The organism is Streptomyces sp. NPDC046985 (assembly GCF_040644415.1).
In the GTDB taxonomy this organism is placed as follows: Bacteria; Actinomycetota; Actinomycetes; order Streptomycetales; family Streptomycetaceae; genus Streptomyces.
Genome location: NZ_JBEYWK010000021.1, coordinates 16964 through 38745, shown reverse-complemented (window position 1 = coordinate 38745; position 21782 = coordinate 16964). Strand labels below are relative to the sequence as shown.

Genomic DNA, 21782 nt, shown 5'->3' with positions numbered 1-21782 from the left:
CCGGCCCCGGGCGGGAGCCCGGCAGTCCAGCCGCCCCTCCACCAGGCCCGCCGCCGCTGCGGGGCGCTTCGCCGATACCCGCGCCCGCCGTACAGCGGCGCCTCTACCGTCTAGCCCGACGGGTGATCACGGGGGGGCGGGCGAAGGGGCTGAGCAGCGGGGCGGGATCTGGGTCTGGACGGGGTGGTGGACCACTTCACCCTGTCCGAAGACGAGACGGGCTGGTTACGGAACAAGACCGGGGCCACGAGGCTGGGCTTCGCCGTCCATCTGAAGTTCCTGGCCTGGCGCGGCCGGTTCCCCAGGACGCGCCTGGAGCTGCTCGTTAACGGCAACCCATGACCGAGCGAAAGCCACCGGGGGCGCCGTTCGAGTCCTGGGTCGAGAAGGAGATCCGCGACGCCCAGCGGCGCGGCGACTTCGACCGGTTGCCGGGCGCGGGCAAGCCGCTGCCGGACGACACGACGTACGACGAACTGTGGTGGGTCAAAGGGAAGACGGCCCGCGAGGGCCTGTCCGTGCTGCCCCCGACGCTCGCCCTGCGCAAGGAGGCCGAGGACTCCCTCGCGGCGGCCTACGCGGCCCCCTCGGAAGAGCGCGTGCGCAGGATCATCGGCGAGGTCAACGCGAAGATCCTCGACATGATGCTCAAGCCCCCGCCCGGCCCGCCGCTCGGCCTGAAGCGGTACGACGTCGAGGACGTCGTCCGCGAGTGGCGCGACCGCCGGGGCACGACGGCCCCCTGAACCGCGGCCCCCTGCCGACGCGGGCCTAATCGACCGGCGTTACGAAGTGCGGACATGAGCGCGATCATTCGAGGACCAGCACGGCCGTAGGGTCATCCTGCTTGCAACTCACTTGGTTTTACTAGGAGTTCTTCGTGTCCTCGCGTCTCGCCCGCCGTTCCGTCCGTCTCGCCCTGACCGTCGCCTCCGCGGCGGCCCTCTCGGTCACCGCCACCGCCTGCTCCTCCAGCGACGGCGGCGCCAAGAGCAGCGCGGGCGCTTCCGGTGCGGACGCCAGTGCCGGCGCCAGCCCCGTCGCGGCGACCGGCGCCCCGGACTCGAGCGCCGGCCCCGCCCAGAGCGGTCAGGGCGGCGCGACCTCCGGCGCCAAGAGCGGCGGCGGCACGGGCGGCAGCGGCTCCGGCGCGAGCGGCAAGAGCGGCACGGGCGGCAGCGGCAAGAGCGGCGGCGGGACGGGCGCCAAGGGCGGTTCCGGGACGCCGGACAAGAGCGGCTGGGGACAGGCCTGCGGCACCACCGACCTGGACTTCTCGGTCAGCAGCGAGTCGCAGGCGGGCGGTTACTACCTGATCACCGCGAAGGCCAAGCCGGGCATCACCTGCTTCCTGGAGGGCAAGCCCGCCTCCGTCGCCTTCGGCTCCGCGGCCGACACGCAGGCGTCCCCCAGCGAGCGGAACACCAGCGCCACGATCAAGCTCTCCGGCTCCGTCCGGGCCTACGCCGGTGTCGACCCCAAGAGCACCAAGGGCGACGACGGCGTGCAGTTCGAGCAGATCATCGTCGCCGTGACCGACGACGAGGGCGACCCCGTCTCGCTCAGCCTCCCCGACACCGCCGTCGTCGAGAAGCCCGTCACCACCAACTGGCACGCCACCCCCTCCGCCGCGGTCCCGCTCGCCTGACACCGAGGACGACGCCGACGCCCGCCGCAAATCCGGCCGCGGCGGGCGTCGGCGTACCGGTTCAGCGAGCCGCTGTTCTGACTCCGGCCGCTGCGGCGAGGCTTCCGGGCGCCGTCGCGGGCGGGGCGGGGGTCAGGACGGGTGGGTTCCTGCTCGTGGCGTTCGCTCCGTCCTGGCCGCGCCGGCCGTCCTCGTCGTGCTTTCGCCGTGCGGCCGTTCCGAGTCGGCACCGCACAGTTCGCCGGTCAACTGCCTCACCAGTTGGGCGAGGTCGGTGGGGCGGTCGGGGCCCCACCAGTCGCCCAGAAGCTGGGCGAGCGACTCCTCGCGGGCCCGCGCCAGCCGCTCCGCGGCCTCCCGGCCCCGGTCGGTCAGCACCAGGTCCAGCCCCTCGCGCACGCCCAGGCGCCGCTCCTCCACCTGGCGGGCGGCCCCGATGACGACGCTCAGCGGAACCGTGCCGCGCTCGGCGAGCACGGCGGGCTCCGCCCAGCCGTACCGCCTCATCCGCAGCACCAGCCAGCTCGCCGCCGGATCGAGGTCGTAGCCCGCCCGCTCGGTGATCGTCCGGTAGATCTCGCGCCGCCCCTCCCGGGTGCCCAGCACCGACAGGGCCCGGCACGCCTCGTCGTAGGAGGAGCGCTGGACCGGGTTGGTGGCGTAGGTCTCGGTGACGTCGGGCGCCGTGACGGAGCCGCGCAGCGGGTCCTCCTTCAGGAACCACGCCAGCACGAAGCCCAGCAGGGCGACCGGGGCCGCGTAGAGGAAGACGTCGGTGATCGCGGTGGCGTAGGCGTGCAGGGCGGTCGGGCGCAGCGCGGGCGGCAGGGCGCCGATGCCGCGCGGGTCCGCCTTGAGCGAGCCGGCGGAGACGCCCGGGGGCAGCGGGACGCCGCGGAAGGCGGCGGCGAGCTGGTCGCCGAGGCGCCCGGCGAAGACCGTGCCGAAGACGGCCACGCCGAACGCGGCGCCGATGGAGCGGAAGAAGGTGGCGCCCGAGGTGGCCACGCCCAGGTCCTCGTAGCCGACGGCGTTCTGCACGATGAGGACGAGCACCTGCATGACCAGGCCGAGTCCGAGGCCGAAGACGAAGAAGAAGCCGCTCACCACGGCGGTGGAGCTGTGCTCGTCCAGCCGGTGCAGCAGGAGCAGGCCGACGGTGGTGACGGCCGTGCCCGCCACCGGGAACGCCTTCCAGCGGCCGGTGCGGCTGACGAACTGCCCGGAGCCGGTGGAGGCCAGCAGCATGCCGAAGACCATCGGGAGCATGTACACGCCGGACAGGGTGGGCGAGACGCCCCGTACGACCTGGAGGAACGTCGGCAGGTAGGTCATCGCGCCGAACATCGCGAAGCCGACGATGAAGCTGATCACCGCCGACAGGCTGAAGGTGCGGACGCGGAACAGCTTCAGCGGCAGCACGGGCTCCGCGGCCCCGCGCTCCACCGTCGTGAACGCCGCCGCGAGGACCACGCCCAGCACGATCAGGCCGATGATCTGCGGCGAGCCCCAGGCCCAGGCAGTGCCGCCGAGCGAGGCGACCAGCACCAGGCAGGTGGCGACCGCGGCGATGAGCAGCGTGCCGAGGTAGTCGATGACGTGGTGCTGCGCCTTACGCGGCAGGCGCAGGGCGGCGGCGACCACGGCGAGGGCGACGACGCCGACGGGCAGGTTGACGTAGAACACCCAGCGCCAGCTCAGGTGCTGGGTGAACAGGCCGCCGAGGAGCGGCCCGAGCACGCTGGTCGCGCCGAACACCGCGCCGAACAGGCCCTGGTAGCGGCCGCGTTCGCGGGGCGGGACGACGTCTCCGACGATCGCCGTCGACAGCACCATCAGCCCTCCGCCGCCCAGGCCCTGCAACGCCCGGAACCCGATCAGCTCGGGCATGTTCCGCGCGATCCCGCACAGCGCGGAGCCGATCAGAAAGATCACGATCGCGGTCTGGAACAGCCTCTTGCGCCCGTACTGGTCGCCCAGTTTGCCCCACAGCGGGGTCGCGGCGGTCGAGGCGAGCAGGTAGGCGGTAACCACCCAGGACAGGTGGTCCAGGCCGCCGAGGTCGCTGACGATGGTGGGCAGCGCGGTGGACACGATCGTCTGGTCCAGCGCGGCCAGCAGCATCCCAAGCAGCAGCGCGCCGATCGAGACGAGGACGTCGCCGGAGACCTGCCCGTCCCCGGGCGGGGCGGGGCGGGGGCCGCCGGTCGGCGCGGCGCGGCCGGGGCCGTCGCCCGGCGCGGCGAATCCGGGGCCGCCGGTCGGCGCCGCGCGGCCAGGCCCGTCGCCCCGCGGCGTAAGCCCTGGTCCGTCACCCGGTGCCGGGGCGCCGCCGTGCGCGCCAGGGCCGCCGTGCGCGCCAGGGCCGGCGGGCGGGACGGGGGGCGGGCCGGAGGGCGGCCGGGCGCCGCCCGTCGCACCGCCAGCGCCAGCCGCACCGCCCGCGCCAGCCGCACCGCCGCCGCCCGCCGCGCTGGCGCCCCTGCCGTGCCCATCCCCGGCCATGGCGACCTCCTGACGCTTCGGTGACACTCCCATCGTCATCGCCGCACCCGGTTACGGCCTGTCGAGCCCGGCGCGGAGAGGGCCATTCCGGGGAGGGGCGGGGAAGCCTTTCAGGGGAAGGACCCACGATCGGCATCGGGGGCAGCCGCCCGGAGCGGGACCCGTCGAACTGCTCGACCGGCACAAGCGTCCGGCCGCCGGGGTCTCGGCCCGCCTCGCACAGCACGTTCAGTCCGCTCCGTCCGACCGCCGTGGCAGGCGGTCCGCTCCGCGCGGCGGCTGGCCGAGTCGTCACGGCAGGCGGCGTGCGAAGTGCGCCGGGGTCGCGTGGTACCGCTTCTTGAAAGAGCGGATGAAGTGGCTGCTGTCGGTGAAATGCCAGAGCGCGGCGGCCTCGGAGACCCTGAGCCGCGAGTCGGGGGCGGAGAGCGCCTTGGCCGCCTCCTCCAGGCGCCGGCGGCGGATGTAGGCGCTGAACGACTCGTCGAGATGAGCGAAGGCCCGCTGCAACGTGCGTAAGGAGACGTGCAGTTGGGCGGCGACCGCGGCCGGCGACAGTTCGGCGTCGGTGAGCCGGGTGTCGGCGAGATCCTTGGCCGCTTGCGCCAGCGCCGGTGTGAAGGCGGGCTCGCGGTCGTCGAAGCAGTCGAGGACCAGCCCCTTGGCGAGTTCGAGCAGGGCGTTGCGGGACGCGTGCGCGCCTGCCGGACTGAGGCCGCTCACGGTCCGCTGCACCATGGTGGTGTGCGCCATGAGGATCTGCGCCGCGGGCGAGGTGGCCCGGCCGGCGCGCGGTCTCCCGGCGACGAGGGGCCGCAGGGCGTCGCCGGGGAAGATGAAGATGCGGGCGCCGATCACGGGCGTGGTGTGGAAGTGGTTCTCCGTCACGACGTGGTGCATGAAGTAGGCGCCGGCCGAGACGTGCGCGTCGCCGCTCTGGCCGTGCGGGTCCTGGAGCGCCACCGCGCCGCGCAGCCCGACGTACAACCTGATCTGGTCGTGCTCGTACGTCCCGACCGCCCGGGTGCTCACGGACGAGGACGCCCAGATCTCGTTGACGGCGGTGTCCTCCAGGGCCACCGAGCGCATCGTCCCCTGGAAGCCGTCGACCGTGGAAGCGCTGAATTCCGGCAGGGGGTACAGATCCCCCATGCGGTCGTTCCAGGTGTCGATGAACGGATCCCACGTCCCCCGGCCGGCGCCGGTGGAGTCGGCGTCGACGGTGAACGTGCCCACCTTGCCGCCAGGGCCGAGAAAACGCGGCCTGCTCGTCATGTGTCCTCCGCCCCGATGAGGATGTCGCCGGAATCCCATCCGGCGTCGCGAACGTACACCCTTTCTCCGCACGGCTGTTCCTACGCTTGGCAGCGCTTCCACCTCCACGAACGACCTACCGCCCGCCGGCCGTGCCGGGCGCCGCCGACGCCTCGCCTCGCCCTGCCCCGCCCGCGGGGCGAGGCGACCGCGACCTCGCGGGCGACGCGACCCCGCGGGCGAAAGAGAGAAGAACTATGAAGGCAGTGCGCTTCCACCAGTACGGCGACCCCGACGTCCTGCGGTACGAGGACGTAGAGCAGCCGGTTCCAGGCGCCGGGCAGGTGCGGGTCCGTGTCGCGGCGACGTCGTTCAACCCGGTCGACGCCACCATCCGCGCCGGATTCATGCGGGGACCGATCCCCGTGACGCTGCCGCACACCCCCGGCATCGACGTCGCCGGCACGGTCGACGCGCTCGGCGAGGGCGTGACCGGCGTCCAGGTCGGGGACCAGATCATCGGCTTCCTGCCGATGGCCGCGCCCGGCGCCGCCGCGGAGTACGTCCTGGCGCCGGCCGAGGCCCTGACGCCCGCGCCCAAGAGCCTCGCGCTGCCCGACGCGGCCGCCCTGCCGCTGGCGGGCCTGACCGCGTGGCAGGCGCTGTTCGAGCACGCCGAGCTGACCGCCGGGCAGCGCGTGCTGATCAACGGAGCGGGCGGAGCGGTCGGCGGCTACGCCGTGCAGTTGGCCAGGCAGGCCGGCGCGTTCGTGATCGCCACGGCCGGCCCGCGCAGCAGCGGGCGCGTCACGGCGGCGGGCGCACACGAGGTCGTCGACCACACGGCGGGCGACGTCGTCGCGGCCGTGAGCGAGCCGGTCGACGTCGTCCTCAACCTCGCGCCGGTCGAACCGGCGCGACTCGCCGCGCTCCCCGGCCTGATCCGCCCCGGCGGCGTCCTCGTGAACACCACGGTGTGGATGCCCGCGCCCTCCGACGAGGAGCGCGACGTACGCGGCATCGACCTGTTCGTCCGCAGCGACGCGGAGCAACTGGCGCACCTGGTGGAGCTGATCGACGCTGGCGAGCTGAGCGTCGAGGTCGCCCGGCGGGCGCCGCTGGCCGAGCTGCCGGCCCTGCACGCCGACGCGGCCGCGGGCGCCCTGCCCAGCGGCAAGGTCGTCGTCACGCCCGGCGCCTGACCCCCGCCCGTCCGCCCTCGGACACCGCAGCGGCAGTCCGCTCGACGCCCCGACCGTGATCCGCCGGACGGCGCCTAGGGCGTGTGGCGAGAGTCCCGTCTGCCCGGCGGCGTCTGGCACGCACGCTCGCCGTGTTGTCGGGGTCGCCCCGACACGCCCAGTATCGGGGCGACCCTCCGCCTTGCGATCGCACGCACCAGACGCCGCCGGGCCCGCCCTGCGGGCGGACGAGGCTACTTTCGAGACACGCCCTAGCCGACGTGCAGGCGCACGGTCCCGTCCGCGGTCGGCTCCACACGGACGCGCGTGAGGTCCTGGACCACCGCGTCCGGGCGGTGGACCGCGGCCCGCGGGCCGATGCCGATCACCCGCATCCCGGCGGCGCGACCGGCCGCGATGCCCGCGCCCGAGTCCTCGAAGACCACGCAGTCGGCGGGCTCGACGCCCAGTTCGGCGGCGCCCTTCAGGAAGCCCTCGGGGTCGGGCTTGCTCGCGCCGACGGACTCGGCGGTGACGCGCACGTCGGGCAGGGGAAGTCCGGCGGCGGCCATCCGGGCGGTGGACAGGGCCACGTCGGCCGACGTCACGAGCGCGTGCGGCAGCCCGCGCAGCGCGGCGAGGAACTCCGGCGCCCCGGGCACCGGCGCCACGCCGTCCATGTCGGCGGTCTCCTCCGCGAGCATCCGGACGTTGTCGGCCCGGTTCCGCTCCACGGGCCGGTCGGGCAGCAGCAGCGCCATCGAGGCGTGGCCCTGGCGGCCGTGGACGACCTTCATGACCTCGTCGCCGTCCAGGCCGTGCCGGCCGGCCCAGCGGCGCCAGATCCGCTCCACGACGGCGTCGGAGTTCACGAGGGTGCCGTCCATGTCGAGCAGGAGGGCGCGGGCGGTGAGCACGGCGGCGGTCATCGGCAGCTCCAGGGCGCGGAGGGGGCGTACGGGCCGGGCCCCCGGGGTGACCCCCGCAGACGGCCCGGAGGGACAAGGCGGCCCCGCCCGCCGGTCAGGGGAAACGGGCGGGAGCCACTTTGTTCCCCCACGGTACAAAACGAGACCGCCTTCGCGCCACCGGCCCCCCGCACCTTCATCCGGAGTTCGGCTCCGCGTCGGGCGGCAGCGAGCCGCGGCAGCCGCCCGCGGGGCGCGGTGGGGCCGTACGCGGGGCCGGTGGGGCCGCACGCGGGGCCCGGTGGGGCCGCACGCAGGCGCGGTGAGGCCGACGCAGGCGTCTTAAGGCCGACGCGGGCGCCGTGAGGCCGACGCGGGCGCCGTGAGGCCGACGCGGGCGCCGTGAGGCCGACGCGGGCGCCGTGAAGCCGATGCCGGGCGCCGTGAAGCCGATGCCGGGCGCCGTAAGGCGACGCGGACGCCGCCGGGGATCGTCGCCGTCCCAGCCCGCCGGATCAGGCCACCGCCTCGTAGAGGCTCCAGACGCCGAGCGCGACCATCAGGGCCGCCGCGATCTTGACGACGAGGCCGAGCGGCACCCGCTTCATCAGGGCCTTGCCGCCGACGATCCCCAGTCCGCCGACCGCCCAGAGGGCGAGCACCGCGCCGATCCCGACCGAGACCGGGTCGTCGTAGCGGGCGGCGAGGTTCGCGGTCATGATCTGGGTGAGGTCGCCGAACTCGGCGACCAGGATGAGCATGAAGCCGGTCCCCGCCACCTTCCAGAAGGACTGGTCCTCGGGGCGGCGGATCTCCTCCTCGTCGTCGTCCTTCTTGAACAGCAGCACCGCCGCGCCGCCGAGGAAGAGCACGCCGGTCAGGGCGTGCACGATCCGCGCGGGCAGCAGGGTCAGGGCGCTGCCCGCCGCCACGGCGAGCGCGACGTGCAGCAGGAAGGCGGCGGCGACGCCCGCGAAGACGTACGAGGCGCGGTAGCGGGCGCCGAGGACGAGGCCCGCGAGCGCCGTCTTGTCCGGCAGTTCGGCGAGGAAGACGACGCCGAAGACGAGCGCCAGGACGCTGAGACTGATCATTCCTTCTCAATCGGTCGGGCTGCCCGGCCGAGAGCGCTGGGGTCCGCGGTCGTACGCGGTGAGACGCCTCGGCAGGGCAGCGCACGGAGTGCCCGCGCCAGGGGCACGGGCGTGCACTGCTTGCCGAAGGTCTCGCTGGCCGCCCCGGTCGAGACCGCGGGCTGCCTCCGGGCGCCGGCTCAGGCGAGCTGAGCAGTGTGTCGACGGTCCGGCGAAGAGCTACTCCCCTTCTGCGCCGTCCATCGTACGCGAGAGAAAGTTCGCCCACGAACCTTGTCTTGTCATGCTCGCGTCACTAACTTCTCACCCGGCGCTCATCCCCCCGCAACACGCCCCCGCGAGCATTCCCACGCCCGCGCCCCACACCGCCGCCACTCCAGGGAGTTCGCATGTCCGCAGGTTCCAGGTTCTACGCGCGTCGACGACTGAGCATACTCGCGGCCCTCACCGGCCTCATAGGGTCCGTCGCACTGTTCAACTCCCCCACCGCCTCGGCCGCGTTGCCCACCCCGGTCAGCGGCGCCACCGCCCGGAGCTACCTCGCCCAGCTCACCGTGGCGACCGAGAACCGCACCGGCTACGAGCGCAGCCTGTTCCCGACCTGGATCACCATCTCCGGCACCTGCGACACCCGCGAGTGGATCCTCAAGCGGGACGGCACGAACGTCACCACCGACTCCTCCTGCCGCGCCACCAGCGGAAGCTGGTACTCCCCCTACGACGGCGCGACCTGGAACTCCGCCTCCGACGTGGACATCGACCACCTGGTGCCGCTCGCCGAGGCGTGGGACTCCGGGGCGAGCAAGTGGACCACCTCGCAGCGCCAGGCGTTCGCCAACGACGTCACCCGGCCGCAGCTCCTCGCCGTCACCGACAACGTCAACCAGGCCAAGGGCGACCAGGACCCGGCCACCTGGGTGCCGTCCCAGTCCTCCTACCTGTGCACCTACGTCCGCGCCTGGGTGCAGGTGAAGTACTACTACGACCTCTCGGTGGACTCGGCGGAGAAGAGCGCGCTGACCCGCGACCTCGCCGGCTGCTGACCCCCGGAACAGCAGGGGGCTGAACGCCCGGACCGACAGGGGCTGAACGCCCGGATCGACGGGGGCTGACCCTCCGAGCAGCGAGGGGGCTGATCGCTCCGAACAGCAGGGGGGCTGTCCGCCCTCTCCCGCCGTTGACTACCGTACGGCTCACCCCGCCCGCACGGGCCGAGGGCCGAACGGCACGGCGAGAAGGGCGTACGACCTTGACCACTCTGATCCTGGGGCCCCTGCTGCGGTACGTCGACGGCTCGTCCGCGACCGTCTGGGTCGAGACGAGCCGTCCGTGCACCGCGGAGGTGCGCTGCTCCGACGGCGCGCAGGGCGCCGCCCGCACCTTCCAGATCGAGGGCCACCACTACGCCCTGATACCGGTGACCGTTCTCACCCCCGGCGGCGAGCCGGAGTACGAGGTGCTGCTGGAGGGCGAGTCCGTCTGGCCGCTCCCCGACTCCCCCTTCCCGCCCTCCGTCATCCACGTGCCCCGTCCCGACGACGGCGGGCTGCGGGTGGCCTTCGGCTCCTGCCGCTGGGCCGCGCCGCCCGCCGAGGGCAAGGGCCGGGTCGGCCCGGACGCCCTGGACACCCTCGCCTCGCGGCTCGCGGCGGGCGACGAGCGCCCGGACATCCTGCTGCTGCTGGGCGACCAGGTCTACGCCGACGAGACCTCCGAGGAGACCCGGCGCCGGATCTCCGCGCGCCGCGACCTCTCCGAGGCGCCCGGCGGCCAGGTCGCGGACTACGAGGAGTACACCGGGCTCTACCGCGAGTCCTGGCTCGACCCGGAGGTGCGCTGGCTGCTGTCCACCGTGCCGAGCTGCATGATCTTCGACGACCACGACGTCATCGACGACTGGAACACCTCCGCCTCCTGGCTGGCCGACATGCGGGCCACCCCTTGGTGGCGCGAGCGGCTGCTCAGCGGCCTGATGTCCTACTGGGTGTACCAGCACCTGGGGAACCTCTCCCCGAAGGAGCTGGCCGCCGACCCGCTGTACGCCACCGTCCTCGACGCCGCCGACGGCACCGACGCGCTGCGCGCCTTCGCCGCCGAGGCCGACGCGGACCCCGCCTCGACCCGCTGGAGCTACCGCCGCGACCTGGGCCGGACGCGGGTGCTGATGGTGGACTCGCGGGCGGCGCGGGTGCTGGCCGAGGACGAGCGGGCGATGCTCGACCCGGAGGAGGAGCGGTGGCTGCGGGAGCAGGCGCTGGAGGACCGCGGCGGCTGCGACCACCTGCTGATCGGCACCTCGCTGCCGTGGCTGCTGCCCCACCTCGTGCACGACGCCGAGGCGTGGGACGCGGCGCTGTGCCGGGGCGAACGGGGCCCGCGCTGGGCCCGGTTCGGGGAGTGGCTGCGGCGGAAGGCGGACCTGGAGCACTGGGCGGCGTTCCCGGCGTCGTTCGCCTCTCTGGCCGATCTGCTCGCCGAGGTCGGCTCGGGCCCCGAGGCGCCGGCGACCGTCAGCGTCCTGTCCGGCGACGTCCACCACGCCTACGTCGCCGAGCCCGCCTGGCGGTCCGCGAAGGTGGACTCCAAGGTGGTGCAGCTCACCTGCTCCCCCGTGCACAACTCGGTGCCGCTGACGATGCGGTACGGGTTTCGCTTCGGCTGGAGCGCGACGGCGCGCGCGCTGGGGCGCCTGCTCGCCCGGCACGGGCGGTGCGACGAACTCCCGGTGATCTGGCGGCGCACGGGCGGCCCCTGGTTCGGCAACCAGCTCATGACCCTCACCCTGAACGGCCGTTCGGCCCGGCTGCGACTGGAACAGGCGCGGGCGGCGGAGGACGGGCAGACGCGACTGGAGACGGTGACGGAGCGCGAACTGTCCTAGAGGTCGCCTCCTTTCGCAGTGCTGACACGGGTTGCAGTGCTGACACGGGTTGCAGCGCTGATACGGGTTGCCGTGCTGACACGCGTTGCGGTGCCGATACGGGTTGCGGTGCCGATACGGGTTGCCGTGCTGATACGGGCCTGGTGTCGCGTCCGCGCCAGGCCGACCGGCGCGGGTCATGCCCGAGGGGAGCCCTCGCTCTCGTCCGGTCGGTCTCCCAAAGTCGGAGCGACGTCGCCGGCGCTACAGTACGCGCCCGGGGTGTGGACCTTGTGGACTACGCGGAGTTCCGTCTCCTCGCTCCCTCGGTTCCCGGGAAGCAGGTCATCGTCGATGTTCCAGGCGAAGCCCTCCCGCTCCGGGTTCGCGGCCTGGAAGCGGTCGAGCGCCACCGGCAGCAGGCGGAGTCGGGCGTCCACCCATTCCCGGTCCCAGGGGCCCTCGCCGAGTATCTGCTCGGCGGGGCGGAACTCGTAGTAGAGGGTGCGGCGGAGCCTGTTGCCGAGGACGGCTTCGGAGCCGTGGACCAGCATCACATCGTGGACGAGAACGTCGCCGGGGCGCATCTCGACCGTGACGGCCTCCGGGGGATTCCACCCGAATTCCTCGGCGAGGACACAGACGTCGGCTTTCTGCTTCTGGGAGCCGGGGATCACACGAAGGGCTCCCTCTCCGGCTCGGGAGGCGTCCAGGTAGACGTCGACGTTGAAGATCCGGTGACTGCGGGGGTGGACGGCGTCCTGGTGCCACGGAATGGCGGCGCCGTCGCCCTTCTCCTTGAACACGAGCGATTCGTACGTGGGCACGAAATTGGGGCCCGCCAGACTCTCCGCGACGGCCAGGACTTCGGGGCACCCGAGAAGCTCCAGCGAAACCGGCTCGTTCTTCGCGTGAAGGTAGTCGACACGGAACGGCACTCGCCCGCTGGGGCGGTCGGCGAAGTGGTAGTCGCCGCCCGTCGGTGAACTCTCGCCCGCGCGGCGGCTGTCGGCTATCCAGCGTTTCGACGCGTCGGCCAGGCGGCGCACCAGATCCTCCGGAATTCGGTCGCGGAGGATGAGGTAACCGTTCTCGTCATAGGAATCGATCTCCTCGGAAGTAAGCTGAAGGGAAGCCGAGTTCACTGTGCTGCCTGTCACAGATCCTCCTGATCGGCATGGGTCCGCGCGAAGCGGCTGACGTCTTCCATGCAACCGCCCCGGTCCGGTACCTTCCACCTGTTTCGTCCTCGAACTCTCCAGGATCCTCAGATGCCGTACGCCGTTGACCCTGCCCACGACGTCCTCGGGCTGGCGTGTTGGCAGGGGCGCCCCTCGCTGATGACACGCGCGCACCGGCACGACGACATCGAGATCAATTACGCGGTGGAGTGCTCGCTGGACTACATCCTCGGCGGGCGCCGGATGACTGTGGCGCCCGGCGAGATGGTCGCCTTCTGGGCGGCGATTCCGCATCAGCTCACAGGAGCCGCTCCCGCATCCTGCGTGCGATGGCTCACCGTGCCCCTGGACATGTTCCTCGGCTGGCGTATGCCCCAGAGGGTTTTGCGCGCATTGCTGCAAGGGCAGGTGCTGGCGGCGTCGGCGACTGCTCGACGGGAAACGGATATCGCGCTGTTTCACCAGTGGGCGGCGGATCTGACGTCCGGCGACGACGAACTGCGCCGCATCGCGGTGCTTGAGATGGAGGCCCGGCTGCGCAGACTCGCCACCGCGGTCCCCCACGCCTATTCCAGCGGACCTGCACGGGGAGGGAGCGCATCGGTGGAACACGCCGCTCGCATGGCTGACTTCATCGCCAGGAATTTCCGTGAGCCGCTGTCCGTCGAACGCATCGCCGCCGTCGTTCCCATGCATCCGCACTATGCGATGGCGGTGTTCAAGAAGGTGATGGGCGCAACGCTGACGTCCTATCTCAATCAGTGCCGGATCGCTGAGGCGCAGCGGCTTCTGATCACCACCGACATGCCCGTCTCGGACATCACGGGAGCATCTGGCTTCGGCTCGCAAAGCCGTTTCTACGCCAGTTTCACCCAGGCTTGCGGCGCCCCTCCCGGCGAATACCGCAGAACGCGCCGTCAGCTCTGTCGAGCACAGCCGGAGAACTGAGCCGGCTGCGCGGGACCGTATACGGGGCGCCGAGTTAGCTGTGAACCGTCCGTTCACCAGATGCTGCGCACCGCATCCCGGATGACCAGGCGGGTTCCGAACACGGACCGGTCACGACCGGACCCGGCCGCCGGAGGAGACAGCACCAGGCGGGCGGCGGCCCGGCCGAGGAGGCCGCTCCGGCGGCCTGCACGGCACGCGACCCGGCACCCATCCCGGCGACGCCCGTCTCCGGCGGCGCGGGCCCCGGGCGGCGCGGGCCTCGGGCGGCGGACGCGCCTGCGCGGAACCTCCCCACCCCGCACACCAACCCCCGCCGCCCCTCCTGTCACACCCCCGGCGTACGCTCAATGGCTGTTCACAGGCCGCCCCTGCCGCTTCTCCGCGACGTCGCGGCACGGTCCCGGTCCACGGGGGAGTTTCAGGGAGTTCTCGGTGCTGGAGAGTGTGGCGAGGGTGGGGTCGCTCACCAGCACTCCATGGGTCTACGTCGTCGTGGCCCTGTCGGTGCTGCTCGACGTCTTCGTGCCCGTGCTGCCCAGCGGCGTGCTGATCGTCACGGCGGCGACGGCCGCCGCGGCGGGCACGGGGGCCGCGACCGGACGGGTCCCGCAGAACGTGCCGGACATCCTGGCGCTGACGCTGTGCGCGGCGACGGCGTCCGTCCTCGGCGACATGGTCGCCTACCGGGTGGCCTGGCGCGGCGGCGCGCGCCTGGACCGCGCGATAGCCCGGTCGCGGCGGCTCAGCACGGCGCAGGAACGGCTCGGCACGGCCCTGTCCCGGGGCGGCGGCACACTGGTGGTCATCGCCCGTTTCGCCCCGGCCGGCCGCTCGGTCGTCTCCTTCAGCGCGGGCGCGACCCACCGCCGCGTGCGCGACTTCCTGCCCTGGTCCGCGCTGGCCGGTCTGACCTGGGCCGCCTACAGCGTCGCCCTCGGCTACCTCGGCGCCCGCTGGCTGGGCGCCGCCTGGCTGGCGACGGCCGTATCGGTGGCGGCCCTGTTCGCGGCGGGCGCGGCGGCGGCCTACCTGGTGCGCAGGCCGCCGCACTCCTCGCCCACGCCCTGACACGGCCCCAGCCCAGACGGCCGAACCCGCCGCCCGGCCGCCCGCCGGGTACGGGCCATCCCGCCGCCGGGTGTGGGTCACCCCACCGGCGGGCGCGGCTACCGGTCCACCGGCGGGCGCGGGTCACCCCGCCGCAAGGTCCGGCTACCCCGCCCGGCGCTCCTCCCGCCCCCGCACCTCCAGCCCGTCCAGCAGCTCGGCCGTGGCCGCCGCCACCGCCGCCACCGCGCGGTCGAAGACCTCGCGGTTGTGCGCGGCGGGGGCGCGGAAGCCCGAGACCTTGCGGACGTACTGGAGGGCGGCGGCCCGGATCTCGTCCTCGGTCGCCTCCTCGGGCAGGGCGGGCGGGCGCAGTGTCTTGATGCTCCGGCACATGCCCTCAGTGTCCTCCAGGCTCCCCCCGCTCCGCCCGGCCCTCCCCTTTTTCGCGCTTTTCGCGCCCTCCCGCCCACCCCGGGCGACTCCGTCCGGCCGGTGACCCGATCGAACACACGAACCCATCGAAGCGACTCGCGGCCCAAAATCGAACAGGCGTACCATTGCCGTGTGGCTACGCCCTATGACTTCCCGAGTGACCTCCTGGCCGGTCAGGAGGAGCTGCACCAGGTGCGGGCCGAGCTGTCGGCCCTGCTGAAGCGGCTGCCCTGGTCAGTCGAGCCGCTGGACGGGTTCAGCGACGCGGCCGGCAGGCGCCAGGTGGAGCGCCCGGCCTCCCCGGGCTGGACGGCCGACGAGCAGGCGGAGGTGGAGAAGCTGCGCCGCCGGGAGCACGAGCTGACCGTGTTCGTCACCGCGCACCGCTTCTGGTCGGACTTCGCGGGCCCCGACACCGTCGAGGCGCGCAGCCGCCTCAAGCACGTCCACGGCGACCGCCCGGCGCCGGACGGCGGGGACGCCTGATCCCGCCTGGCCCGCCGGCGCCGTGCCCGCAGGGCGGGCCGACTCCCGCGCCAGGCGCGCCCGGACGTGGGGGGGCGTAGGACGGTTTGCGGCACGGTCCCCCGGTCAAGGTAGGCTGTTCACTCGTTCCAGGGTGCGTAGCTCAGGGGTAGAGCGCCTGCCTTACAAGCAGGATGTCGGCGGTTCGAAACCGTCCGCGCCCACCGCAGACGAGGGCCCCCTTACATGATCAGTAAGGGGGCCCTCGTAGATCGTTTAGGCGATTTTCAGGAGATCGACTTTATAGGGGGCATCAGGCCGCGTCCGGCCGGGCCGGGCGCATGCTTCGATCCCACCTCGCCGCCAGGCAGTCCAGCCGATGCCGGCGCATCTCCGGCGTCACGTGCTCATAGGTAGCCTCGATGTCCTTCGGCACCCAGCCCATGGTCTGGAAGCGCAGGGCCCGGTCCACCCTGTCCTCCTTCATCCACGTGTCGTGGGTGTGCCGGGCGCCGGGCATCGTGAACTCAGGCAGCACCGGCACCCACTTCTCACGCCCCGCATAGCCGCGTTTCCGGGCGATCGCCTCACGGCCGTCGGCAGCGGGGCGGAGCTGGCGCGAGGAGAAGTTGCCCCGCAACCAGAATGTCCCCTTCGGCGTCGAGAACGGGTGCTCGTGCGGCCACGCCTCCAGGTGCTCGCCGAGGCGCCGCGCCAGAAACTCCGGTACGTCCACCTCTCGCGCCGAGTACTTGTTCTTCGGCGGCCCCAGATACACGTCTAGGCGGTTTTTCGGCGGCTTCCGCGGGGTGACGTTCCATCCCCGATCTCGGCACCTCTGCTGCCTGGCTTCCTCCTTCGCGAGCCACTCCTTCAGACCGTCCTCGTCCAGCTCCACCGGGCCCTCATGCAGCGCACCGATCCGCGGATCGACGCGGACCACATGCCGCACGAACGTCCGGCCGTCGACCCTGCCCTCCCGCTTGAGCAGGCAGTTGTCCCGGTGCAGCCCGGCCAACTCGCCCCACCGCAGACCTAGATAGCAGTCGGCCACCACCATCAAGCCGTGGACGCCGGTCAGCCGCTGATCCACCCGGAACACCTCGTCGAGCTGCGTCTACACCTCCTCAGCGAGGAGCGGGCCCAGCGCAAGCTCCTGACCCGCGCCTACCTGGATCTGTGGAAGTGGGCGGAGCGGGTCGGCCCGGACACCCCGGCCGGTTCCGCCCGCCGACCTCGACCTGACACCCTGGCACCTGTGACCGCGGCCCCGCCCTCCTCCGAGGGCGGGGCCGCTTCGTCACGTCCAGGGCCGGCCACTCCGCCAGCCGGAAGCGCGGAGCCAGCCCTCCGCCGCGACGACGCTCCCGCCGCGATCCGCTCACACCCCGATGGCGCGGAGCGCCCGACCCGTGTCCGAGAGATCAGCCAACACCTCGGGCACACCCGCCTCATGCAAGGCCGCTGCCGACGTCGTGCCCGTCGCGACCGCGACCACACGAACCCCTGCCTCCCGCCCGCCGACCACGTCCGCCGGGGTGTCCCCGAGAAACACGGCCCTCCCGACCGGGACAGAGGATCGAGCACACGCCAGGTCCAAAAGAGCTGACCGCCCCTCACCGTCCTCGGCATACGCGCCATGATCCAGGCTCATGTAGCCGTCGAGGCCGAACACAGCGAGTTTCACCTCTGCGGCGCGGCGAACGTTGCCCGTCACCACCGACTGACGCACACCCGACTCTGCGAGACGCGCGAGAACAGCGGCCGCCCCCGGGAGGGCATGGCCGCGCTCGCGGAGTTCCGCGGCACGGCCGACGTGCGCCGCGCTCAAAGCCTCGGCGAACGCCTGAAACAGGTCGTCGTCGTACGCCACTCCGTGAGCGCGAGCCGTCTCCCGCAGGATGACCCGCTCCGTCGACCCGGTGACCGAAGCCTGCTCACGCAGCTCCACTCCAGTCACCTCCTCGAACGCCTGCGCCCACAGCTCACGGCCCAGACCGCCCGTCGCCATCAGCGTGTGGTCGATGTCCCACAACACCAGATCAACCACGATGCTCTCCCTCCGAACGCCGCGCCCTCGCGCAGCGCGCACCCTACGCTCTGTCATAGCGAGCAAGGAGACAGACCACCATGGTGGCAGCGGACCTCCCCATCGGGGACAGAGTGAGGCACTACCGCGGCGGCCGCCGCCAGGACGCCGTCGCCGGACTCGTGGGGATCAGCCCGGACTACCTCTCCCAGATCGAACGAGGGCTTAAAGTGCCGTCGCTGCAAATCCTGTACGCACTCGCGCAGGAACTCGGGGTGCCGACCGCGGCCCTGCTGTCCGACCAGCCGCCCGCAGACGAGGAGACGGGGACGCTGCCGGAGACGGCTGTCGGCCGCGCCCTCCTCGGCTACGGGCCGGCCCGCAGCGCCGAGCCCGAGTCGGCGAGCGTGCTGCGGGATCGCGTCGAGGGCGCGTGGCAGAGCTGGCAGACGGTGCCGGGCAGGTTCACCGCGGCGGCCCAGACGCTGCCCGCGCTGGTCGCGGACATGGAGCACGCCGTACGGGCAGCCCGCGCCGGAGCGGACGTCGCACAGCGGCGGGCTGTCCTCCAGGCTGCCGCCGACCTCTACTGCCTGCTCCGCTCGTACCTTCGCCGCATCGGCCGCGTCGACCTCGCTACCCTGGCCGCGGACCGGGCGATGCGCGCGGCCGAGGACGCCGACGACCCGCTCCGCATCGCCGCGGCCCAGTGGAACTTGGCGCACGTTCTCCTCGCGGCGGGTCAGCCGGCCGAGGCCGAGGAGCTGGCGCTGCGCGCTGCGGAGCGGGTCGCCGTCGCCCGCATGCCGGAGACCGAGCGGGCGGCGATGGGCGGAGCGCTTCAGCTCGTGGCCGTGGTCGGGGCGGCCCGGCGCCGCCGCTGGTGGGAGGCGCGCGAGCGACTCCGGGAACACGCCGCACCGGCGGCCCGCGTCGTGCCGGACGGCAGCAACTTCGGCTGGACGGCGTTCGGGCCGACGAACGTGGCGGTGCACGCGGTGTCGATCGAGATGGAGGCGGGCGAGACCGGCGAGGCCCTGCACACCGCTGACGCGATCGACATCAGCGGCTTGCCTTCGCGTGAGAGGGAGTTCACGTTCGGCTTGGAGGTGGCCGCCTGCCACAGTCAGCGTCGCGACGATGCCGCCGCGCTGCTCTCGCTGCTCAGCCTGGAGGCCATCGCACCGGAGGATCTGGCGCGGACGCCGCTGGCCCGGCATCTGGTGTTGACGGTGATCCGGCGGGCCAGGGCCATGCAGGCCCGGCAGGCAGAACATCTGGCGGAGCGGATCGGCCTGTTCTGAGGGAGCCCCTGGTTCACCCGAACTGTCAGCTCGGGTGACTCTGTCGGCGGGCGCCTACGGTCGCATGTGTGAGACAGGTCACAGCGACTGTGGAGGTCCAGCCATGCCGAGCGAAGCCGTAGCGATTGCTCCCGAAGCGATCACGGCAGCGCTCACGCTGCTGCCGCTGCCCGACCCGGCCACGCTGTCCGACTACCAGCGGCGCGGCATCACCTGCGTGTGGGACGGGATCGGCCTCAGCGCAGAGGAAGCCGTCGACCTCGGGCCCCGCGAACTCCCCGGCGGAGGCCAGTGGTTTCCCCGGGGCTGCCGCAGTCGCGTCGGCGAGGCCGCCTACCGCCTCTTACACGAGCACGCCCCGATGTGCGAGCAGTGCGTCGACGAGCCGACCGGCTGCGCCCTCGGACGCGAGCTGATCCGGCTCACCCGGGAAGGACGCCGATGATCTGCGGCCACTGCGACCACCCAATCCACCCGGACCAGCGGTACACCTCGTTCATCCCCGACTCTGCCACCGGCGCGGCCGCCACCGCGTACCTGCACGCGGAGCGCTGCCCGCCGGTCCCGCACCAGGAGTACCCGAGCGAGCGTCCAGTGGTCCTCACCGCGGAGCCCACAGGCTCCCGCGCCCGGCAGCGCCGGTAGCGGGAAGGCGGCGGTCCCCCGCCCCCCGTCGGGGGGCCGCCGATCAGTCGCGGACCAGGTCGCCGAGCGTGACGCCGATGGCGCGAGCAATGCGTAACGGCATCTCCAATGTCGCGGCCTGACCTGCATGATCGTGTGTCTGCCTGCCGTTACCAGGCTTTTTCTAATCATGATCAAGGTCGTCACAACTTCAACGCATTCACCCCTGACAATCGATCTGGCGCCCGCCAGGGGGAAACATGAATGGCTCCGATAATCAAATATATGTTCGCATGCAAGAGACGTGCCGGACGCCACAGGGTTAGCGCCCCCCTCTCGGCGGCATCCCGGCACGCGGCAACCCCCGCCTCCCATAAGGAGCGGGGGGTGTTCGCTGGCCGCCCTCGGGTGCGCCGACCTGCGGAATCCTCTTGATCGTTGAGGAGATCAGCTCTCGTAGCGAGGGTGGATTGAGGGCGTAGTCAGAATGTAGCGAGAACGCTCTACCTCGCCGCTCGCGCCGCCTGGGAGCAGTGTCGACCTGCCGTTTTACTCCGTCTCACCCTGGTCATAGGACCGTTCGCGATTCAGCCATAAGCACCGGCCCCCGCTCTTACAAGCAGGATGTCGGCGGTTCGAAACCGTCCGCGCCCACCGCAGACGAGGGCCCCCTTACATGATCAGTAAGGGGGCCCTCGGCGCGCTCCCCCTCTCGCCGCCGCGCCGCGGCGCCGGCGCAGATCCGCCTCGGAGGAGAGGGAGCGTTGACATCGGAGACATCGGACAATGACGCGGCGAGTCCGAATGCGCCCGCCCGGTCGACGGTCACACCGTCGACCGGGCCGCGTCCGCCTCCGCGTCCGCCTCCGCCTCCGCCTCCGCCTCCGCCTCCGCCTCCGCCTCCGCCTCCGCGGCGACGGTACGCGCCGCAGCGCGCGGCGCCTCGGGCCTGTCGGCCGTCTGATCCGCCGTCACCGCTGTCTAGCGGGACGCCCGGCGCCGCGTACTGCTGGAGCCGCTTGAGCCGGCCCTTGACCCTGCGCGAGTCACCTTGCCGAGGTCGGCCGCGGCAAGGTGTCGCGGAGGTCTCGCTTGGTCAGCGAGCCGCTTGCCACGCGGGGGCGTGACCAGCGCCATGCGCGCCGGGGAACGGACACCCGTGGCCGGGACCCTGTGCGGCAGCCCCGCTCGGACCGCCGGACCCCGGACCCGCGGCCCAAGCCGGACCACCCGAGCCCGGACCCGCAGCCCCAGCCGGACCACCGGAAGCCGGACCCGCAGGTCCACCCGGAGCGCCTGAACCCGGACCCGCAGCCCCGCCCGGACCACCCGGACCCTGAGCCCCAGCCGGTCCACCGGAAGCCGGACCCGCAGTCCCAGCCGGACCACCGGAACTCGGCCCACCGGATCCCGGACCCGCAGCCCCAGCCGGACCGCTGGAGTCCGATCCCGCAGACCCTGCCGGGCCACTGGAGTCCGACCCCGCAGACCCAGACGGGCCGCTGGAGTCCGACCCCGCAGATCCCGCCGACGGTTCAGTGCTCGGCTGCTGCGTGGACTGCTTCGACGTGCTCGACGACTGCGTGCCTCCGTTGGCCCAGAGCTGGTCGACCTTCGCGCTTTCGGCGGCGTTCGGGGTGTGGTTGGTGCAGGACGGGCCGGGGCCGCCGCCCGACATCAGCTCGCTGCACGGGCCGCTGTAGTCGTCCGGCAGGCCCAGGATGTGTCCGGTCTCGTGGGTGACGACGCGGACCGAGTCGTTCTGCTTGGTCTGGGTGTAGTCGATGAAGACGTAGCCGTGGCCGTGGCCGTCGGTGGACGCGTAGGAGCCGCGCGAGTCGTTGCCCTCGTAGTAGGAGAAGTCGGCGCCGCTCGACGCCGACTGGAGCTTGACGTGGGTCTCGGAGCTGTTCCAGGTCGCGGCCGCGCTCGCTATCTGCGAGCTGAAGCTCGGCGCCTTGGAGGCGTTGTAGGAGACGGTCACCGCCTGTGCGGTGGGCTGGGCGGCGCGCTTCACGGCGACCGCCTTGAGCACGGCCTCGTAGAACGCCTTGTTGTTCGCGGCCTGCTCGACCGACCCGGCGTACCCCGACACGGAGGTACGGGCGGCGGGCGGGGTCGTGGCCGTCTGGGCGCTCGCCGGCACCGCAGCGCCCACGCTGGAGGCCAGGCCCAGGCCGAGACCGAGGGCGAGGAGTCTCGCGGACGTTCGGGACGACTTCATGTGGGGGCTCCTACTCACTCCGTGACGCCGAGCACACGGTGCGCGATCGAATCCGCGTGACACCGGTTCCGA

Annotated in this window: 22 protein-coding genes and 1 tRNA gene; 13 read left to right on the top strand and 10 right to left on the bottom strand. The window is 72.6% G+C overall.

Annotated elements, in window-relative coordinates; genetic code table 11:
* Positions 1–183 precede the first annotated feature (183 nt).
* The 3 genes from ABZ861_RS25075 to ABZ861_RS25065 all read left to right on the top strand — a co-directional run bounded on the left by ABZ861_RS25075 (position 184) and on the right by ABZ861_RS25065 (position 1648).
* The gene (locus tag ABZ861_RS25075; RefSeq protein WP_361634049.1) at positions 184–342 is read left to right on the top strand and encodes a DUF4158 domain-containing protein; all 159 of its coding nucleotides are present in this window, start codon (positions 184–186) and stop codon (positions 340–342) included.
* Positions 339–746, top strand: a complete 408-nt coding sequence (locus ABZ861_RS25070) for a DUF1992 domain-containing protein (RefSeq protein ID WP_361634046.1) — start codon at positions 339–341, stop codon at positions 744–746. The genes ABZ861_RS25075 and ABZ861_RS25070 overlap by 4 nt, the downstream gene beginning before the upstream one ends.
* 134 nt (positions 747–880) lie before the next feature.
* Positions 881–1648, top strand: a complete 768-nt coding sequence (locus ABZ861_RS25065; protein ID WP_361634043.1) for a hypothetical protein — start codon at positions 881–883, stop codon at positions 1646–1648.
* 132 nt (positions 1649–1780) lie between these two features.
* Here the strand turns inward: ABZ861_RS25065 and ABZ861_RS25060 are convergent, their stop codons facing one another.
* A complete protein-coding gene (locus ABZ861_RS25060) occupies positions 1781–3793 on the bottom strand; it encodes an MDR family MFS transporter (protein WP_361634317.1) in 2013 nt (670 codons plus the stop codon).
* A 651-nt stretch (positions 3794–4444) separates the two neighbouring features.
* The gene (locus ABZ861_RS25055) at positions 4445–5428 is read right to left on the bottom strand and encodes a helix-turn-helix transcriptional regulator (protein WP_361634040.1); all 984 of its coding nucleotides are present in this window, start codon (positions 5426–5428) and stop codon (positions 4445–4447) included.
* Positions 5429–5664: 236 nt separating this feature from the next.
* On the opposite strand from ABZ861_RS25055, the gene ABZ861_RS25050 reads away from it, so the two are divergent.
* Positions 5665–6609 carry an NADP-dependent oxidoreductase gene (locus ABZ861_RS25050; RefSeq protein ID WP_361634037.1) on the top strand — a complete coding sequence of 315 codons (945 nt, stop codon included), beginning with the start codon at positions 5665–5667 and terminating at the stop codon, positions 6607–6609.
* A gap of 251 nt (positions 6610–6860) precedes the next feature.
* Here ABZ861_RS25050 and ABZ861_RS25045 read toward each other — a convergent pair whose 3' ends face one another.
* Positions 6861–7517, bottom strand: a complete 657-nt coding sequence (locus tag ABZ861_RS25045; protein WP_361634034.1) for an HAD-IA family hydrolase — start codon at positions 7515–7517, stop codon at positions 6861–6863.
* Between the two features lie 494 nt (positions 7518–8011).
* On the bottom strand, positions 8012–8590 hold the full coding sequence (locus ABZ861_RS25040; RefSeq protein WP_361634031.1) for a TMEM165/GDT1 family protein: 579 nt from the start codon (positions 8588–8590) through the stop codon (positions 8012–8014).
* Between the two features lie 389 nt (positions 8591–8979).
* On the opposite strand from ABZ861_RS25040, the gene ABZ861_RS25035 reads away from it, so the two are divergent.
* Both ABZ861_RS25035 and ABZ861_RS25030 read left to right on the top strand, forming a co-directional pair.
* Positions 8980–9633: an HNH endonuclease family protein gene (locus ABZ861_RS25035; RefSeq protein WP_361634028.1), complete on the top strand. Its 654-nt coding sequence runs from the start codon at positions 8980–8982 to the stop codon at positions 9631–9633.
* A 206-nt stretch (positions 9634–9839) separates the two neighbouring features.
* The gene (locus ABZ861_RS25030; protein ID WP_361634025.1) at positions 9840–11471 is read left to right on the top strand and encodes an alkaline phosphatase D family protein; all 1632 of its coding nucleotides are present in this window, start codon (positions 9840–9842) and stop codon (positions 11469–11471) included.
* A 176-nt stretch (positions 11472–11647) separates the two neighbouring features.
* On the opposite strand, the gene ABZ861_RS25025 is transcribed toward ABZ861_RS25030, so the two are convergent.
* Complete coding sequence (locus ABZ861_RS25025; protein ID WP_361634022.1) at positions 11648–12610, bottom strand: phytanoyl-CoA dioxygenase family protein; 963 nt, start codon at positions 12608–12610, stop codon at positions 11648–11650.
* 111 nt (positions 12611–12721) lie between these two features.
* Between ABZ861_RS25025 and ABZ861_RS25020 the strand changes: the two genes are divergently transcribed.
* Complete coding sequence (locus ABZ861_RS25020; RefSeq protein ID WP_361634019.1) at positions 12722–13579, top strand: helix-turn-helix domain-containing protein; 858 nt, start codon at positions 12722–12724, stop codon at positions 13577–13579.
* Positions 13580–14014: 435 nt separating this feature from the next.
* Positions 14015–14650, top strand: a complete 636-nt coding sequence (locus ABZ861_RS25015) for a VTT domain-containing protein (protein WP_361634016.1) — start codon at positions 14015–14017, stop codon at positions 14648–14650.
* Between the two features lie 144 nt (positions 14651–14794).
* Here the strand turns inward: ABZ861_RS25015 and ABZ861_RS25010 are convergent, their stop codons facing one another.
* The gene (locus ABZ861_RS25010; RefSeq protein WP_361634013.1) at positions 14795–15025 is read right to left on the bottom strand and encodes a DUF2277 domain-containing protein; all 231 of its coding nucleotides are present in this window, start codon (positions 15023–15025) and stop codon (positions 14795–14797) included.
* Between the two features lie 171 nt (positions 15026–15196).
* Here ABZ861_RS25010 and ABZ861_RS25005 point away from each other — a divergent pair, with 171 nt between their 5' ends.
* Entirely contained in the window at positions 15197–15550 is a 354-nt protein-coding gene (locus ABZ861_RS25005; protein WP_361634011.1) for a hypothetical protein, read from the top strand.
* 131 nt (positions 15551–15681) lie between these two features.
* Positions 15682–15753 (top strand) — tRNA-Val (locus ABZ861_RS25000).
* Positions 15754–15842: 89 nt separating this feature from the next.
* Here ABZ861_RS25000 and ABZ861_RS24995 read toward each other — a convergent pair.
* Positions 15843–16622, bottom strand: a complete 780-nt coding sequence (locus tag ABZ861_RS24995) for a hypothetical protein (RefSeq protein WP_361634008.1) — start codon at positions 16620–16622, stop codon at positions 15843–15845.
* Between the two features lie 288 nt (positions 16623–16910).
* Positions 16911–17579, bottom strand: a complete 669-nt coding sequence (locus ABZ861_RS24990; protein WP_361634005.1) for a haloacid dehalogenase-like hydrolase — start codon at positions 17577–17579, stop codon at positions 16911–16913.
* Positions 17580–17659: 80 nt separating this feature from the next.
* On the opposite strand from ABZ861_RS24990, the gene ABZ861_RS24985 reads away from it, so the two are divergent.
* The 3 genes from ABZ861_RS24985 (at position 17660) to ABZ861_RS24975 (ending at position 19507) form a co-directional block, all read left to right on the top strand.
* Positions 17660–18862: a helix-turn-helix domain-containing protein gene (locus tag ABZ861_RS24985; protein ID WP_361634002.1), complete on the top strand. Its 1203-nt coding sequence runs from the start codon at positions 17660–17662 to the stop codon at positions 18860–18862.
* A 103-nt stretch (positions 18863–18965) separates the two neighbouring features.
* Entirely contained in the window at positions 18966–19307 is a 342-nt protein-coding gene (locus ABZ861_RS24980; protein WP_361634000.1) for a hypothetical protein, read from the top strand.
* On the top strand, positions 19304–19507 hold the full coding sequence (locus ABZ861_RS24975) for a hypothetical protein (RefSeq protein ID WP_361633997.1): 204 nt from the start codon (positions 19304–19306) through the stop codon (positions 19505–19507). The genes ABZ861_RS24980 and ABZ861_RS24975 overlap by 4 nt, the downstream gene beginning before the upstream one ends.
* A gap of 804 nt (positions 19508–20311) precedes the next feature.
* Here ABZ861_RS24975 and ABZ861_RS24970 read toward each other — a convergent pair.
* Entirely contained in the window at positions 20312–20461 is a 150-nt protein-coding gene (locus tag ABZ861_RS24970; protein WP_361633994.1) for a hypothetical protein, read from the bottom strand.
* A 121-nt stretch (positions 20462–20582) separates the two neighbouring features.
* Positions 20583–21710, bottom strand: coding sequence for a snapalysin (snpA, locus tag ABZ861_RS24965; protein ID WP_361633992.1), 1128 nt, complete (start codon positions 21708–21710; stop codon positions 20583–20585).
* Between the last annotated feature and the right edge of the window lie 72 nt (positions 21711–21782).